The organism is Pseudomonas saudiphocaensis, assembly GCF_000756775.1.
Lineage (GTDB): Bacteria > Pseudomonadota > Gammaproteobacteria > Pseudomonadales > Pseudomonadaceae > Stutzerimonas > Stutzerimonas saudiphocaensis.
The window spans coordinates 1769974-1785473 of sequence record NZ_CCSF01000001.1; the positions used below are offsets into that span (position 1 = coordinate 1769974).

General features: G+C 61.0%; 16 protein-coding genes. 13 read left to right on the forward strand and 3 right to left on the reverse strand.

The genetic code is table 11. The features are described from left to right. Positions 1-38 precede the first annotated feature (38 nt). Positions 39-1202 (reverse strand): type III PLP-dependent enzyme, encoded by a 1164-nt coding sequence (locus BN1079_RS08235; RefSeq protein ID WP_037023589.1) that lies wholly within the window; start codon positions 1200-1202, stop codon positions 39-41. 462 nt (positions 1203-1664) lie between these two features. Between BN1079_RS08235 and BN1079_RS08240 the strand changes: the two genes are divergently transcribed. From BN1079_RS08240 to BN1079_RS08270, 7 genes are all read left to right on the forward strand, one after another. After that, positions 1665-3791 carry a TonB-dependent receptor family protein gene (locus BN1079_RS08240; protein WP_037023590.1) on the forward strand — a complete coding sequence of 709 codons (2127 nt, stop codon included), beginning with the start codon at positions 1665-1667 and terminating at the stop codon, positions 3789-3791. Positions 3792-4075: 284 nt separating this feature from the next. Further along, positions 4076-5659 (forward strand): peptide chain release factor 3, encoded by a 1584-nt coding sequence (locus tag BN1079_RS08245; protein ID WP_037023591.1) that lies wholly within the window; start codon positions 4076-4078, stop codon positions 5657-5659. A 100-nt stretch (positions 5660-5759) separates the two neighbouring features. Continuing rightward, the gene (locus BN1079_RS08250) at positions 5760-6221 is read left to right on the forward strand and encodes an REP-associated tyrosine transposase (protein ID WP_037023592.1); all 462 of its coding nucleotides are present in this window, start codon (positions 5760-5762) and stop codon (positions 6219-6221) included. 229 nt (positions 6222-6450) lie between these two features. After that, positions 6451-6756: a nucleotide pyrophosphohydrolase gene (locus BN1079_RS08255; RefSeq protein WP_037023595.1), complete on the forward strand. Its 306-nt coding sequence runs from the start codon at positions 6451-6453 to the stop codon at positions 6754-6756. Further along, the gene (locus BN1079_RS08260; protein ID WP_037023596.1) at positions 6753-7502 is read left to right on the forward strand and encodes a methyltransferase domain-containing protein; all 750 of its coding nucleotides are present in this window, start codon (positions 6753-6755) and stop codon (positions 7500-7502) included. The genes BN1079_RS08255 and BN1079_RS08260 overlap by 4 nt, the downstream gene beginning before the upstream one ends. Positions 7503-7516: 14 nt before the next feature. Then, entirely contained in the window at positions 7517-8125 is a 609-nt protein-coding gene (locus BN1079_RS08265; RefSeq protein ID WP_037023597.1) for a DUF4136 domain-containing protein, read from the forward strand. A gap of 44 nt (positions 8126-8169) precedes the next feature. Next, positions 8170-8730, forward strand: a complete 561-nt coding sequence (locus tag BN1079_RS08270) for a DUF4136 domain-containing protein (protein ID WP_037023599.1) — start codon at positions 8170-8172, stop codon at positions 8728-8730. A gap of 188 nt (positions 8731-8918) precedes the next feature. Here BN1079_RS08270 and BN1079_RS08275 read toward each other — a convergent pair whose 3' ends face one another. Next, complete coding sequence (locus BN1079_RS08275; protein ID WP_052114451.1) at positions 8919-9857, reverse strand: SdiA-regulated domain-containing protein; 939 nt, start codon at positions 9855-9857, stop codon at positions 8919-8921. Between the two features lie 188 nt (positions 9858-10045). Between BN1079_RS08275 and BN1079_RS08280 the strand changes: the two genes are divergently transcribed. The 4 genes from BN1079_RS08280 to BN1079_RS08295 all read left to right on the forward strand — a co-directional run bounded on the left by BN1079_RS08280 (position 10046) and on the right by BN1079_RS08295 (position 12937). After that, positions 10046-10339, forward strand: coding sequence for a hypothetical protein (locus BN1079_RS08280; RefSeq protein ID WP_037023602.1), 294 nt, complete (start codon positions 10046-10048; stop codon positions 10337-10339). 264 nt (positions 10340-10603) lie between these two features. Further along, positions 10604-11983, forward strand: coding sequence for an MATE family efflux transporter (locus BN1079_RS08285; RefSeq protein ID WP_037023604.1), 1380 nt, complete (start codon positions 10604-10606; stop codon positions 11981-11983). Between the two features lies 1 nt (position 11984). Beyond that, on the forward strand, positions 11985-12440 hold the full coding sequence (locus BN1079_RS08290) for a DUF2214 family protein (protein ID WP_037023605.1): 456 nt from the start codon (positions 11985-11987) through the stop codon (positions 12438-12440). A gap of 62 nt (positions 12441-12502) precedes the next feature. Then, the gene (locus tag BN1079_RS08295; RefSeq protein ID WP_052114452.1) at positions 12503-12937 is read left to right on the forward strand and encodes a hypothetical protein; all 435 of its coding nucleotides are present in this window, start codon (positions 12503-12505) and stop codon (positions 12935-12937) included. Between the two features lie 33 nt (positions 12938-12970). Here BN1079_RS08295 and BN1079_RS08300 read toward each other — a convergent pair whose 3' ends face one another. Beyond that, complete coding sequence (locus BN1079_RS08300; protein ID WP_037023607.1) at positions 12971-13300, reverse strand: four-helix bundle copper-binding protein; 330 nt, start codon at positions 13298-13300, stop codon at positions 12971-12973. Positions 13301-13465: 165 nt separating this feature from the next. Between BN1079_RS08300 and BN1079_RS08305 the strand changes: the two genes are divergently transcribed. Then, positions 13466-14056, forward strand: coding sequence for an IMPACT family protein (locus BN1079_RS08305; RefSeq protein WP_037023610.1), 591 nt, complete (start codon positions 13466-13468; stop codon positions 14054-14056). Positions 14057-14500: 444 nt separating this feature from the next. Next, positions 14501-15448 (forward strand): adenosine deaminase, encoded by a 948-nt coding sequence (locus BN1079_RS08310; RefSeq protein WP_037023613.1) that lies wholly within the window; start codon positions 14501-14503, stop codon positions 15446-15448. Positions 15449-15500: the final 52 nt, after the last annotated feature.

Genomic DNA, 15500 nt, shown 5'->3' on the forward strand with positions numbered 1-15500 from the left:
CGCGCGCGCATCAACGTGAGTTGAAACGCGCGACGAACCTAGATGTAGAACGCCTTCAGTGGCGGGAAGCCGTTGAACTCCACTGCGCTGTAGCTGGTGGTGTAGGCACCGGTGGAGAGCCAGTACAGGCGGTCGCCGATGGCCAGGTTCAGCGGCAGGCCGTACTTGTAGTTCTCGTACATGATGTCGGCGCTGTCGCAGGTCGGCCCGGCGATGATCACTTCCTCCATCTCGCCCTTCTTCTCGGTCCAGATGGGGAACTTGATGGATTCGTCCATGGTTTCGATCAGACCGCTGAACTTGCCCACATCGGTGTACACCCAGCGCTCGACGGCGGTGCGCGATTTGCGCGCGATCAGCACCACTTCGCTGACCAGGATCCCGGCGTTGGCGATCAGCGAGCGGCCAGGCTCGAGGATGATCTCCGGCAGGTCTTCACCGAAGTCTTCCTTGAGGAAGCGGGTGATTTCCTCGGCGTAGGTCTGCAGGTCGTTGGTTTTGGCGATGTAGTTGGCCGGAAAGCCGCCGCCCATGTTGATCATCTGCAGGGTGATGCCGTCCTCTTCCTTGAGACGCTCGTAGATCACCTTGACCTTGGCGATGGCGGCGTCCCAGACATCGATATCGCGCTGCTGACTGCCGACGTGGAACGACAGGCCGTAAGGAACCAGTTTGAGCTGCTTGGCCAGGATCAGCAGATCCAGGGCCATGTCCGGGTTGCAGCCGAACTTGCGCGACAGCGGCCAGTCGGCGCTGTTGGAGCCCTCGGTGAGGATACGCACGTAGATTTTCGAGCCCGGCGCCGCCTTGGCGATGTTGCGCAGGTCCGCTTCCGAGTCGGTGGCGAACATGCGCACACCCTTCTCGTAGAAGTAGCGGATGTCGCGGGCCTTCTTGATGGTATTGCCGTAGCTGATGCGATCGGGGCTGACGCCGGTGGCCAGCACCTTGTCCAACTCGTAGATCGAGGCGATGTCGAAGTTCGAGCCCTTGTCGCGCAGCAGCTCGGTGATCTCGGTGGCCGGGTTGGCCTTCACCGCGTAGTAGATCTTGGCGAACGGGAAATTGGTCACCAGCTCGTCATAGGCCTTGGCGATGGTTTCGGTGTCGATCACCACGAACGGGGTTTCGTGCTGGTCGGCAAAGGCCTTCATCTTCTGGAAAACGGGGCGAGGAAAGTAGTCTTCGATCTTGATCGACATGCAGGACTCCAAATTGGACAACGGAATCTAGTAAGGGAATGGGCTCGCGGCCCAGTTAGAACGCCTGATCAGTTTCCCCACTTTGGTTCGCCTACTTCCCAAGGCTGTATCGCCGAGAACCCTGCTCAGATCATCTGATGGCAGAGCCTCTCGTCGTCAGTACTTGAGCCGGATGGATCGTTGCCAGCATGGACGTTCGGGCGCGAACCATAAGACCAAGTGTCACAGGGGTCAAGCGTCGATTTCCGGCTGTTTATCACAGTGGGAAGGCAACGATGTTTTCAGTCGAGCGGTGCGCCATCCGGGAATTTTTCCCGAACATTTTCGGGAAATTTTCCCAACGGCGTTCACCAACGAAGCCCAACAAAAGTATTAAACCAATGGAGCCATCGGTCAGTTCCCGGCATGCCCGGCGAATCCGAACATGGGCCGCGAAAAAAGCTGCCCACAAGGACAACAATCATGAGCTCCCGCCCCATCCCGTCGCTTCTCAAGCTCTCGGTGCTGATGTGCATGCCGGCAATGACTCTGGCCCAGGAAGACACCACGCCGCTGGAACTGCCCAGCCTAGATGTGCGCAGCCTGGTCTCCGAAGACATCACCGGCACGCCCGGCGCCGCCAGCCTGCTGACCCGAGAAACCGTCGACACCTACAAGCCCTACAGCCTGCACGACGCTCTGGACTTCGTGCCCGGTGTACGCACCATCGATGACGACGTACTCGGCCTGCGCTCAGGAATAGGCGTACGCGGCGCACCGCCCAGGCGCTCGCGCAAGGTGCTGCTGCTCGAAGACGGCACGCCGATCAACAACAGCGCCTATCTGGACTCCGGCGCCCACTACACGCCACCCATGCAGCGTCTGGAGCAGGTTGAGGTGCTCAAGGGCGCCGGTCAGATCGTCCACGGCCCACTGAACAACCACGGCATCATCAACTTCCGCAACCTGCGCCCCACGGCCGAGCCGGAAACCCGCGTAGAGCTGGCCGGCGGCAACCTGAACAGCAGTCTGCAGCACATCATGCACCGGCGTACCGAAGGCAGCGTGGGCATGGTGTTTTCCTATACGGGCCGCGAAGGCGACGGCACCTTCGATGTCGAGGAACACGAGTTCGACGATTTCTACGGCGGCATCGAGTGGCAGCTCAACGACAGCCACCAGCTCGCCGCCTCGGCTACCTATTTCCGCGAACGCTCCCAGGGCTACGACGAAAGCAACCTCTCGCTGCAGCAGTACCGTGAAGACCCGCGAGGCAAAAAGCGCCTGGACGAAGGTCGCGAGTACAACAATATTTCGGTGGACTACTACAAGCTCGATCTGACCCACAACTTCCAGATCACCGATGACGTGAGCCTGTCGTCGAAGGTCTTTTCCACCGAACTGGATCGCCCGCGCTTCCAGACAGACGAAGAATCACCCGCAGATGGTGGCGTGATGGAAGGCAGAGATCGCCGTTATCACACCTTGGGCGTGGACAGCCGCCTGAATATCGGTGGCCTCTCCGCTTCCGGCCTCGATCACCGTATCCAAACCGGTATCCGCTACGAGAAACATCGCTTCGCCGACCGTCGCCCGGTTGGTCGCCCTGGCGAAAAGCTGGATGAAGGCAACCGTGGCGAGGTCTATGCCCGCGACGGGGAGAACGGCTACACCCGCGATGGTCGCTTGATGACCTACGATGCCGAGGCTATTTCTGCCTTCGCCCAGAACACTATTAGCTGGGGCGACTGGGCCATCACCCCCGGTCTGCGCTTCGAGACTTTCAACCAGTACAACAAGACCAACTTCCGCCCCAGCGACGATGACGAAGGCACCACCAAAAAGGACAGCAACACCCTGTTACTGCCGGGTCTTAGTGTTGTCTACAGCGGCTTCGACAACAGCGAAATTTATGCCGGCATTCACCGCGGCTACGCCCCGGCCTCGGCGCGCAGCGACGAATTTCCGCTGACCCCGGAGACCGGCATCAACAGCCAGATCGGCCTGCGTAGCAGTGCCATCAAGGGCGTTGGTCTGGATATGGCGCTGTTCTACAACCGCATCGAAGACACGCTGATCCGCGCCGAAGTGGACAGTTTTGGTGATGCCCGCTTCGTCAACGCCGCCGACTCCCGTGTCTACGGCCTGGACCTGGGTGCCCGCGTGGACTCCTGGGCCTGGTACGACTCGCCGCTGAACCTCTTCGCTGAAGCCGCGCTGAACTACACCAATGCCAAGTTCAGCAACGGCCCGCTCAAGGGCAACGACGTGCCGGAAGTCCCGCGTTTCAGCGGCAGCCTGACCCTTGGCATGGAGCACACTGCCGGCTGGCACCTGAGCGCCACCGTCAGCCACTTCGGTGCCTTCTATACCGATATCGAAAACACCCGCCCGATCACCGCTGAAGGCAATGAAGAGGATGCCGGCCGCGTGCCCAGCCATACCCTGCTGTCCGCCCGCGCCAGCTACAAGCTGCCGACCCGCCTGGATACCACTCTGTGGGTTCAGGGGCGCAACCTGACCGACAAGCTGTATATCGCCGACATCCAGGAAGGCATCCGCCCCGGCGCGCCGCGCTCGGTACTGGCTGGGGTGACCTTCAACTTCTGACGGCCCCGCATAATCCTGTCGGATCACCATATGGACATCCCATGTGGTGATCGACGGGGCCTTTTTCGTAGGAGCGAATCTAATCGCGAGCTTTTAGCGAACTCCGGTGTACCGCAAAAGCAACCCGCGAGCAGGTTTGCTCTCACATCTGATGAAGCATGCAACTCCTTTCGCGCCGTTCAGGCGATTGGCCCGAGCTTCAGCCCCGCAGTTCGCGACCAGCAAATACGACTCGCGTATAATCGGCGACTTTTCCGTTTTGCCAAAAGCAGGTTTTGCCTTTCATGACCACCCAGGCCGCCGAAGTCGCTAAGCGTCGTACGTTCGCGATCATCTCTCACCCCGATGCGGGTAAGACCACCATCACCGAACGCCTGCTGCTGATGGGCAAGGCAATCGAGGTCGCCGGCACGGTGAAGTCGCGCAAATCCGATCGCCACGCCACCTCCGACTGGATGGCCATGGAGCAGCAGCGCGGCATCTCCATCACCACCTCGGTGATGCAGTTCCCCTACCGCGAGCACATGATCAACCTGCTCGATACCCCCGGCCACGAGGATTTCTCGGAAGATACCTACCGCACCCTCACCGCGGTGGACAGCGCGCTGATGATGATCGACGGCGGTAAGGGCGTTGAGCCACGTACCATCGCCCTGATGAACGTCTGCCGCCTGCGCGACACACCCATCATCAGCTTCGTCAACAAGATGGACCGCGACATCCGCGACCCCATCGAACTGCTCGACGAAATCGAAGAAGTGCTGAGCATCAAGGCCGCGCCCATCACCTGGCCGATCGGCTGCTATCGGGACTTCAAGGGCGTCTACCACCTGGCCAACGACTGCATCCACGTCTATACCCCCGGCCACGGCCACGAGCGTACCGAGGACAAGATCATCCAGGGCCTGGACAGTGACGAGGCGCGCGCCCTACTCGGGGATATGTACGAGCGCTTCGTGGAAGAGCTGGAACTGGTCCAGGGCGCCTGCCACGAGTTCGATCTGCAGGCCTATCTGCAGGGCAAGATGACACCGGTGTTCTTCGGTACGGCACTGGGCAACTTCGGCGTCAGCCACGTGCTGGACGCCTTCGTCGACTGGGCGCCGGCACCGCTGCCGCGCATGACCCAGGAGCGCGAGGTTCAACCCACAGAGGCAGCCTTCAGCGGCTTCGTGTTCAAGATCCAGGCGAACATGGATCCGCGCCACCGCGACCGCATCGCCTTTATGCGAGTGTGCTCCGGCAAGTACGAGCAGGGCATGAAGATGCGCCACGTGCGCATCGGCAAGGACATCAAGATCGGCGACGCCCTGACCTTCTTCTCCAGCGACCGCGAGCGCTTGGAGGAAGCCTACGGCGGCGACATCATCGGCCTGCACAACCACGGCACCATCCAGATCGGCGACACCTTCACCGCCGGCGAAAACATGAGCTTCACCGGCATCCCGCACTTCGCCCCGGAACTGTTCCGCCGCGTGCGCCTGAAGGACCCGCTGAAATCCAAGCAACTGCGCCAGGGCCTGCAGGAACTGGCCGAGGAAGGCGCCACCCAGGTGTTCTTCCCGGAGCGCAACAACGACATCATCCTCGGCGCCGTCGGTGTGCTGCAGTTCGACGTGGTCGCCAGCCGCCTCAAGGAGGAATACAAGGTGGAGTGCGCCTACGAGGCGATCAACGTCTGGTCCGCCCGCTGGATCGAGTGCAGCGACGAGAAGAAACTCAAGGAATTCACCGACAAGGCCTATGAGAATCTGGCCATCGACGGCGGCGGCCACCTGACCTACCTGGCACCAACCCGCGTCAACCTGAACCTGATGGAAGAACGCTGGCCGGAAGTGAAATTCCGGGCGACGCGCGAGCATCACTGACAGAGATGAAACTGACGAGCAAACTCCGCTCTTCTGGTAGGAGCGAGCTTGCTCGCGAAACACGGCATCGGAAAACCAGCAACCAGAAGGACGCAAAGGAATGCGTTTTCATGGAAGAGACCTGCGTAAAGGCCGTATCAGCCTTCCCAACCAGGCCTACCTGCTAACCAGCGTCACGCTTAACCGTGAACCCATTTTCGGGCATTGGCTGGCGGCTTCCACATTGGCTCGAGAAATTCATCTCGCAGGGCAGGCCGGCATGGTCGATACCTTGGCTTGGGTAATCATGCCCGATCACATGCACTGGCTCGTGTTGTTGAAAGCCGGTTCGCTGCGCCAGCCGATGCAGCAATTGAAATCACGCAGTGCCATTGCCGTGAACAAAATCGCCGGAACCCATGGTCCTCTTTGGCAGAAGGGATATCACGACCACGCGATTCGACATGAGAAAGACCTTCGCGCCGCCGCACGATATGTCGTCGCCAATCCATTGCGGGCCGGGCTGGTGAAGCAGATTGGCAGCTATCCGTTCTGGGACGCGGTCTGGCTCCAGCATCGCTAAAAGCAAAGCTTCGCCAGCAAGCTGGCTCCTACAAACGAACGCAGCCTCCGAACCTGTAGAGCGAACTTGCTCGCGAACGGCCTTGACCGCCCTCCTCCAACGTCAAAAGCTTCACCGCCCCCCCAACCTTCATCCCAAACGCCCCCAGCTAGCCCAGTCAACCCTCTGCTCCTTGCAGGCACCCGCGCACTATTGGAAGCTAGCGGCCTTCAAACGAGCCGCCCTCCATATGAACATCGAAAAGATCACCCGACGCCTGCACGCCATCCGCGACCAGAACGACTGGCAGCAATTTCACAGCCCCAAAAACCTCGCCATGGCCGCCAGCGTAGAAATGGCCGAGCTGGTGGAGATTTTCCAGTGGCTCACCGAGGACCAGTCCCGCCAACTGCCCGCCGACAAACTGGAGCACGCCGGACAGGAAGTCGGTGACATCCTTATGTACCTGCTGCTGATGTGCAGTGAGCTGGGGATCGATATGGAGCAGGCATTGCTGGCCAAGCTGGCCGACAACGAACGGCGCTTCGCCCCATGAACGATCGCCATTTCGACGAGCTGGCCACCCGTTTCGCGGAGAAGATCTATGGTGGCACCAAAGGCGCGATCCGCCTCGCCGTGCTCCAGGCGGACCTTTCCGAGGTGCTGCCGCAGCGGTCGTTGCGGGTGCTGGATATCGGTGCCGGGCTCGGCCATATGAGTCTCTGGCTGGCGCAGCAGGGCCATGATGTCACGCTGGCCGAACCCGCCGAGCCGATGCTCGACGGTGCCCGTGAGCGCTTCGCCAGTGCTGGCCTGGCGGCGACCTTTATTCAGGCGCCCTGGCAAGAAGTGGCAGAGCATGTCGAGGGTCGCTTTGATCTGATCATCTGCCACGCGGTACTGGAGTGGCTGGCCGAACCTGCGGCGATCCTGCCGGCACTGCACCGCCTGGCTGCGGCTGATGGCTGGCTGTCACTGGCCTTCTACAACCGCGACGCGCTGATCTACCGCAACCTGCTCAAGGGCCATTTCAAGAAGCTGCGCCGCGAGGATTTTGCCGGCGAGCGCCAGAGCCTGACTCCACAACGACCGCTCGATCCACGCGAGCTGGGAGCGCAACTTGCACCCTACTGGCGGGTCGAAAGCAGCAGTGGCGTGCGGGTTTTTCACGACTACATGCCTGGCGATTTTCAGACCCGCGCCGCACCGCAAGAACTGGTGGACATGGAGCTGGCGTATCGCCGACACCCGGCATTTGCCGGTCTGGGACGCTATCTGCACTGGCTATGTCGACCGCTCTGAACTGGGAGACATCAATGCTCAAGCACACTGCGATACCCCTGCTCTGCCTGAGCCTCGCGGCATGCCAGAGCAGCAACCCCTACACGAGCGAGTCCGCGCCGATTCCGCCGGCGCCGCCTGTCGAGCAGATCCAGTCGCCCATCTACCCAGCCACACCTCGGGACTTTGCCAGCTACCAGAGTTGGAGCTGGCGCACCCCGCCAGCCGGTGCCGCCTCCCTTGCCGGCGAAGAGTTGCAGGAAATGGTCGCCGGCGCACTCGATCAGCGCGGCCTGCGCCCGGCACCAAACGGCGCCAAGGGCGATATACAGGTCTCTGCCAGCGCCAGCCTGCAAACGCGGGTGCGGCAGGTCTATGATGATTACGGCCCCCGCGTCGGCGTCGGTCGCTATGGCGGCGGTTATGGCTACGGCAGCGGTTACGGTGTCGGCACCAGCGTGCCCATAGTGCGCAATTACGAGGAAGAGGTGATGGCGGTGCGCATCGAGCTCTTCGACAGTGCCTCCGGGCTGTCCGTCTGGAGCAACCGCGCCGAATCCCGAAGCACCGGCAAGCAGGCCGAACGCAAGAACGCCGCCCGGGAGGCGATCAATCGCGCCCTGGCCGACTACCCGCCGCGCTGAGGTCGCCGACCTGGCGAATAGGGTTGCCACCGAGGAGATATCGAATGCTCCGAACACTGATGCTGCTCCCTCTGCTATTGCTGTTGAGCGCCTGCCAGAGCGCCCAGGTGCAGCGTGATTTTGACCCGCAGCGAGACTACGCTGGCTATCGCAGCTGGGATTGGCAGGAGCCGGGCTTGCAGTACCGCCCGGATGATCCACGAATCCAGAGCGATCTCACCGAGCAACGCATCCGCAGCGCTGTCAGCGAGCAACTCGATCAGCGCGGTTTGCGCAAGGCACAGGCGGGCAACGCCGCGGACCTGCACGTGCAAGTCTGGCTTATCGTCGAACAACGCACCCAGCAATACACCACCACCTCCATGGGTGCCTGGGGCAGTCCGTGGCACGGCTATTGGGGCGGGCCGATGTATACCGATACCCGCACCCTGCACTACCAGGTCGGCACCCTGCAGATCGATTTCTACGACGCCAAAGACGGCAAGCTGGTATGGCGTGGCAGTACCGAGCAGACCTTGCGCAGCAATCCGGGCGGTCCTCAGGAACGCGCCAATATGTTCCGCGAAGCCGTTACCCGGGTGCTATCGCAGTATCCGCCGCATTAAGGCCAATGATGCGCGGGGCTTTCGCTTGTTGGGAGTGCGCCCCTGGCGCGAGCTTTTAAGCCTGCTGGCAGGCTGTCGCCTGCATTGGCTGCGGGGTTGCGGCTCCCATGTGCGGCGATAAGGCTTTGCTTTGTGGGCGGTTTAAGCTGCGAATTTTGCGGCTGAAGCTGTTCCTATAAAAAACGGCTTCACTTGCGCTCGAAGGCGTAGAACAGATTGGGCTCGCTGACTAGGTACAGATCGCCCCGCGCATCGAAGGTCATGCCCTCGGCCTGGGGCACGCTGCGCTCGAGTCCGGCAAAGCCGCGCCAGAGCGAACGAAAGCTGACCAGATTGCCGTTGCCATCCAGCTCCATCAGCATCTTTGCTTCCTCGCTTAGCAATACCAGATGCCCGGTCCGCTCGTCGAAATGCACCGAAGCCAGGTCGCTGGCCATGCCCTTGTCCTCGATCCAGGCTTCACGATCAATGACCTTCAGGTTCATCTGACCATTCAAGCTGGCCTTCAGGCCCTGAATTTCGTAGAGCTTGCGCGGTGAGTGCTCCTTGACCACAAACAACCGATCCCCGCGCCGGTCGTAACCGACACCCTCGAAACCATTGTTGTCGCCGTCCCCGATTGCCAGGGTGATCGAGGCGTAGTCCTTGCGCTGGAGCGCGCCGGCAGCCTCCGGCACCGGCACTATCACCAGCGACTGGCTGCGCTCCTCGGCCAGAACCAGTAGGCCTTCGCCGAGATAGGTGATGCCCTCGACGTCCGAGAAGCCGCGTAACGGATAACGCGCGAGGAAGGTGCCGTCCCTGTCCAGCGCGACAAGTTCTTCGGGGTTGTTCACCACCGCCCAGAGATGGTTGCGGCGCTCATCGAACGTCAGCCCGGAGAGGTTGTTGGCGACGGTTTCCACCGGCAGGGCATCTACCCGCACTTCGTACTCCGGCAGCCACAGGCTGCGCGCTTCCCAGCTGTTTTCATGCCAGGCGGACTTGATGCTGTAGAAAGCACGTTCATCCAAGTGCATCGCGAATGCGGTATAGAGCAGACCCGCGCACAACAGGCCCAGAGCCCACAGTTTTTTCGGCGAGGCCCCGAAAAGTCCCGAAGAACGCACCCCAGTTTGGATTGCCATGAATTATCTCGTGAGGAGTCAGGCGGCCAGCCTGACCTAAGGGGATTACAGCCGGATGACAAAGATACACCAGGCAAAAAGCCCTGAATTGACCGGCCGGCAAGGTTCAAGTTCAAACCGTACCGGGAACTGCCGGAGCGATTGATAGCCCAATGCCGTGGCAGCCGTATGAGCGACAGGAGAGCAGCATGCGCGTGGAAGGCTTTTTCGAATGGCTGGGCGAGGCGCTCGGCACCGTGATTCGTTTTATCGTCGATGCTCTGAGCGGCGTTTTCGGCTTTCTGGCCGGGGCCGGGAGCAATTTTCTCGAAGGCCTCGCGCGCACCCTGGGCATCGACCCTTCACTGGTCAGCCTGGGCGCCCTGCTCGTCGGCCTGATGCTGCTGGCGGCGGCAGTGCGCGCGCTGTTGCGGGGCTCCATCATTGCCGCACTGATCTGGCTGTTTCTGGGGCTGTGGCTGTTGAGCTGGCTGATCCACTAAGCAACAGGCGACAGCAGGCGGTTTCTGTAGGAGCGGCCTTGGCCGCGAGCATTTGCTTTTCTGACCGTGCCCAAGGCTCCGCTAACATCTTGTGGACGAGTCTTCTTCTACAAAAAGCGGCGTATTAGCCCCAGGAAGCCGCAAGCTTTTCTTTTCGGCCTGGCTAAGAACTATCACCTTTAGCTCGCGAACGACTCCGCCGGCAGGCCCGCGCTTGGCTTGGGCCCATACGGTATAGTGGCCGGCTGTTCTGGAGGCCCCACAATGTTCCGGTTGTTCGCTGCCTGGCGGCACGCGCCCACTCATCGACGTGTCTGGGCGCTGGCTGCGCCGATGATCCTGTCCAATCTGTCCGTGCCCTTGGTCGCGCTGGTCGACAGTGCAGTGATCGGTCACCTGCCCCACGCCCATCAGCTGGCCTCGGTGGCAGTCGGCGGCACGCTCTATACACTGCTGGTCTGGGTAATGGGCTTCCTGCGCATGGGCACCACCGGCTTTGCGGCCCAGGCGAGCGGACGCAACGACGGCGGCACCTTGCGCCAGGTGCTGTTGCAGGGCCTGCTGCTGGCATTCGGCTTTGCCCTGCTGCTGAGCGTTGTGGCGCAGCCGCTGAAGGGTTTCGCTCTGCAACTGATGCAGCCCTCCGCTGAACTCGATGACCTGGCCCAGCTGTATTTAAACACTCGGCTGTTCGGTCTCCCCGCAGCGCTGGGCAGCATGGCGCTGATCGGCTGGTTTCTGGGTGCCCAGAATGGACGCGCGCCCCTGGCGATTCTGCTCACGACCAACCTGTTCAATGTCGTCCTCGATCTCTGGTTCGTTCTGGGCCTGGAATGGGGCGTGGCGGGCGCCGCTCGCGCCTCGGTGATTGCCGAGTGGAGCGGCCTGGCGGTGGGCCTGGCGCTGACGCGCGGCGCCTTGCGGCAGAACCCGGGGCGGCTCGACCGTCAGGCGCTGGGCCGCTGGGTCAACTGGAAGCCACTTATGGCCGCCAACCGGGACATATTCATACGGTCGCTGGCACTGCAGCTGGTGTTCTTTCTGGTCACCGTACAGGGCACCCGCCTGGGTGATACCACGGTCGCGGCCAACGCTCTGTTACTCAACGGCCTGCTGCTCACCGCACATGCACTGGACGGCCTGGCACATGCCATTGAGGCGCTCAGCGGACACGCCATCGGCGCACGCAATCGTCTGGAGCTAAGGCGCGTGCTGACCGTTGCCGGCGGCTGGTCGCTGCTAGCGAGCCTGGCCTTCGGCCTGTTCTTCCTGTTCGGCGGCACTCTGTTCATTCAGATGCAGACCAACATTCCGGACGTGCGCGAGATGGCCATCGCCTATCTCCCCTATCTCGCTGCACTGCCCCTTGTCGCGGTATGGAGCTACCTGCTCGACGGACTCTTCATTGGCGCCACACGCGCTCGCGAAATGCGCAATGCCATGTTGCTGGCGGTAGCGATTGCACTCCCACTGGGCTGGTTATTACAGGATTTGGGAAATCACGGATTGTGGCTGGCCTTTCTCAGCTTCATGCTATTGCGCGGGCTCTGCCTGGGCGCGATTGCCCGGCGCCTGCAACGCCAACGGCAATGGTTCGAGCCGCCACATGCCTCGGCCGTCGTACATACACCGAAAGGACCCTGACATGGTCTATGCCGTCATCGCCTACCTGCACTTTGTGGCGATCCTGCTGCTCTTCGCACTGCTGGTTATCGAGCACCAGCTGATGCTCCAGCCGCTGGATTTTGCGCGGGCGCGCGGCCTGTACCGCACGGATATCGCCTTCGGCATCGTCGCCGGCCTGGTGCTGTTTACTGGCACCGCGCGCGCCATGCACTTCGGCAAGGGGCTGGACTACTACCTCAACAACAGCTTTTTCCACACCAAGGTCGCCCTGTTCATCGTCGTCGCCCTGCTGTCGCTGTACCCCACCCTGACGTTCTTCAAATGGCGCTCTGCACTCAAGGCCGGTCAGGTCCCTATCCTCCCCCCTAACCAGGCACGGCGAGTGACGCTGATCATTCGCGTCGAACTGTTCCTGCTACTGCTGCTCCCCATGTTCGCGGCCCTGATGGCCAGGGGCTATGGCGTGATGCTGTAGCAATTCGAGCGAACCCTCGGCCATCAGGAGCCTCCAAGCAGCATGCAATCAAGGAGGTACCCATGACCAAGCATCTGTTCTTCGCCCTCAGCGCGTGCACATCGATTGCGCTGGCCCAGACCCCGAAACCGGAGGTCATTACCCATCTCAACGACCTGGATATCGAAGTCGAAGCCATGGGCGTGCCCACCGCCACGACCGAAGCCGGCGGCGAACTGGTGGGCATTCGAGCGATCCGGGTGATGAACAAGACCGGCGAAATGGTGACCTGCGAGTTTCACGTGCCGGCAGATGCACGGGCGAGCACCTCAGCACCGCCGGTTTTCAATGTGAACCCGAACAGCCAAAGGGTAGAGCGCGTACCCGGTGACTATTCTCCGGACGAGCCATTCGCCGAACTAACCTGCCGCGCCACCAACCAGCCCCTGAGCGGTTCGACCGAGGAGTCGCCAGAAAACACTGGCAACCCGGAGACAGAGCCGGCACGTGCTCGATAGGCAAATCACCATCAGATCGTCTGGAACGATCTGCTACGCCGCCATACGCTCGCATTCTTCGGCACAGCGCAGGCAGGCTTGTGCGCACGCCTTGCAATGATCGGCCTGATGTTTTCCGCACTCCTCGGCGCACGCCCGGCACGCCTGAGCACACAGCCGGCAGACGGCCTTCGCATGTTCGCTATCACGGGTCATCAGTAATGCGGCCAGAGCGCACAGGTCGGCGCAGTCCCGGTCCAGCTCGATACAGCGCGCCATCATTTTTACGTCCGTCTCGCGCAGACATGAGGCGGCACAGGTTTCGCAAACCAGTGCACAGGCGGAACAGGCTTCGATACAGGTCTGATAACGTTGGTTGAGCATTTGACTCTCTCCCGTGATGTCGGTTGCTGAGGCCCAGTGCGGACACTGTTAGTTTGATCAATCGCAGGTACGGGAGAGTTCAAGCTGACCGACCAACGCCCCAAAGGGGCTGATCGGCGTTACGGCCGCTACAATGGTGTACCGAACCGGCTTTACGACGTACTCATGACCTTTACCCTCGCCGCGCCCTGCGAATATCAGGAAACCATCTGCAAGAGCCGCTTCCTCACCAAAGCTGCGCCAGTCGCAAGTCCCGAGGAAGCCCAGGCATTTATTCAGGCCGTCAGCGACAACACCGCAACGCACAACTGCTGGGCCTGGAAGATTGGTAATCGCTACCGTTTTAGCGACGACGGCGAACCCGGCGGCACTGCCGGCCGGCCGATGCTTGTCGCAATCGAAGGGCAGGATTGCGATAGGGTCGTGGTGGTGGTGACACGCTGGTTCGGCGGCATCCAACTTGGCACTGGTGGTCTGGCCCGAGCCTATGGCGGCTCGGCAGCGAAGTGCCTGCAGGCCGGCGAGCGGATCGAGCTGGTTCCCCGAGCACTCTACAGTTGTCATTGCCGGTTCTCGGAGCTGGCTCTGCTGAAGGCGCGCCTGGAGGAATACGAGGCGGTTATCGAAAGTGAAACCTTCGATGCAGAAGGCGCCGAACTGCAGCTCGCCCTGCCCGAGTCGCAGCAGCCTGGGCTGCAACAGCTGCTGGCTGATATCAGTCGAGGCCGCAGCCGCCTGTCGGCTGTCGATGAGTGATGCGCCTCTGCTTTGCCCACATTTCTTGTGGAGTGCGCTGTGGATAACCTTTTGATGACTGGCTGCAAGAGCGCAACGGCGCGGGTTTCAGAATTTTGACCATTTACTGAGCAAAGCTCGTTTAGTGTGCCAGACAAACCGATCAACCCCTTGATAAATCAAGCTTTTAGGGCTTTCTTCGCTAAAAGGCATGTTGCCATCAGTTTCAGGCTGTCAAGGCCGAAGTTATGCCCGTTTCAGGTGGAGAACTCTGTGGATAACAGTGGGAATAACCTGCCAGACAGCGATGGTTGCTGCGCTTGCCGAGCATGGTCATTTTTTAACCAGACCCGCCATATCTTCATCGCGTAGTCATATTGCTGCAATCTGCGCATGCCTGATGAGCCGTTTGACCTTTCCCTGCAGCAGGCCTCTAAAATGAGCGAAACATTATGAGAACTGCATATGTATAACTGGCTCAACACCCTGCCCAAAGCCGAACTGCATCTTCACCTGGAAGGCTCCTTGGAGCCGGAGCTGCTCTTCAGCCTGGCCGAGCGCAACAAGATCGCCCTACCCTGGGATAACGTCGATGCCCTGCGCAGCGCCTATGCGTTCGGCAACCTCCAGGAGTTTCTCGACCTTTATTACCGCGGCGCCGACGTGTTGCGCACCGAGCAGGATTTCTACGATCTCACCTGGGCCTATCTGCAGAAGTGCGAAGAACAGAACGTGGTGCACACCGAGCCGTTCTACGATCCTCAGACTCACACCGACCGCGGCATCCCCTTTGAGGTCGCATTGCGTGGCATCAGCGATGCGCTAGCCGATGGACGCGAGCTGCTGGGCATCAGCAGTGGCTTGATTCTCAGCTTCCTGCGCCATCTCCCAGAAGAACAAGCGTTCAAGACACTGGAACAGGCCATGCCGTACCGCGATGCATTTTTCGCCGTGGGGCTGGACAGTTCCGAAGTGGGTCATCCGCCGAGCAAGTTCGAGCGCGTGTTTGCCAAGGCCCGTGCCGAAGGCTTTCTCGCTGTCGCCCATGCCGGCGAGGAAGGTCCGCCGGAGTACATCTGGGAAGCGCTGGATCTGCTCAAGGTCAGCCGCATCGACCACGGCGTGCGTGCAGCCGAAGACCCCTGGCTTATCGCTCGGCTGATCGAGGAACAGATCCCGCTGACGGTGTGCCCACTGTCCAATACCAAGCTGCGGGTGTTTGATGACATGAGCCAGCACAACATCCTGCAACTGCTGGAGCAGGGCGTGAAGGTTACGGTCAATTCCGACGACCCGGCCTATTTCGGCGGTTACGTGACGGAAAACTTCATGGCATTGCATGAGAGCCTGGGCATGACCGAGGAACAGGCGCGCCGGCTGGCGCAGAACAGCCTGGACGCACGACTGGTCTGAAGGGACGTTTACAGATCGGGGGGATGCTGTTACATACGGGACCGATTGTAAG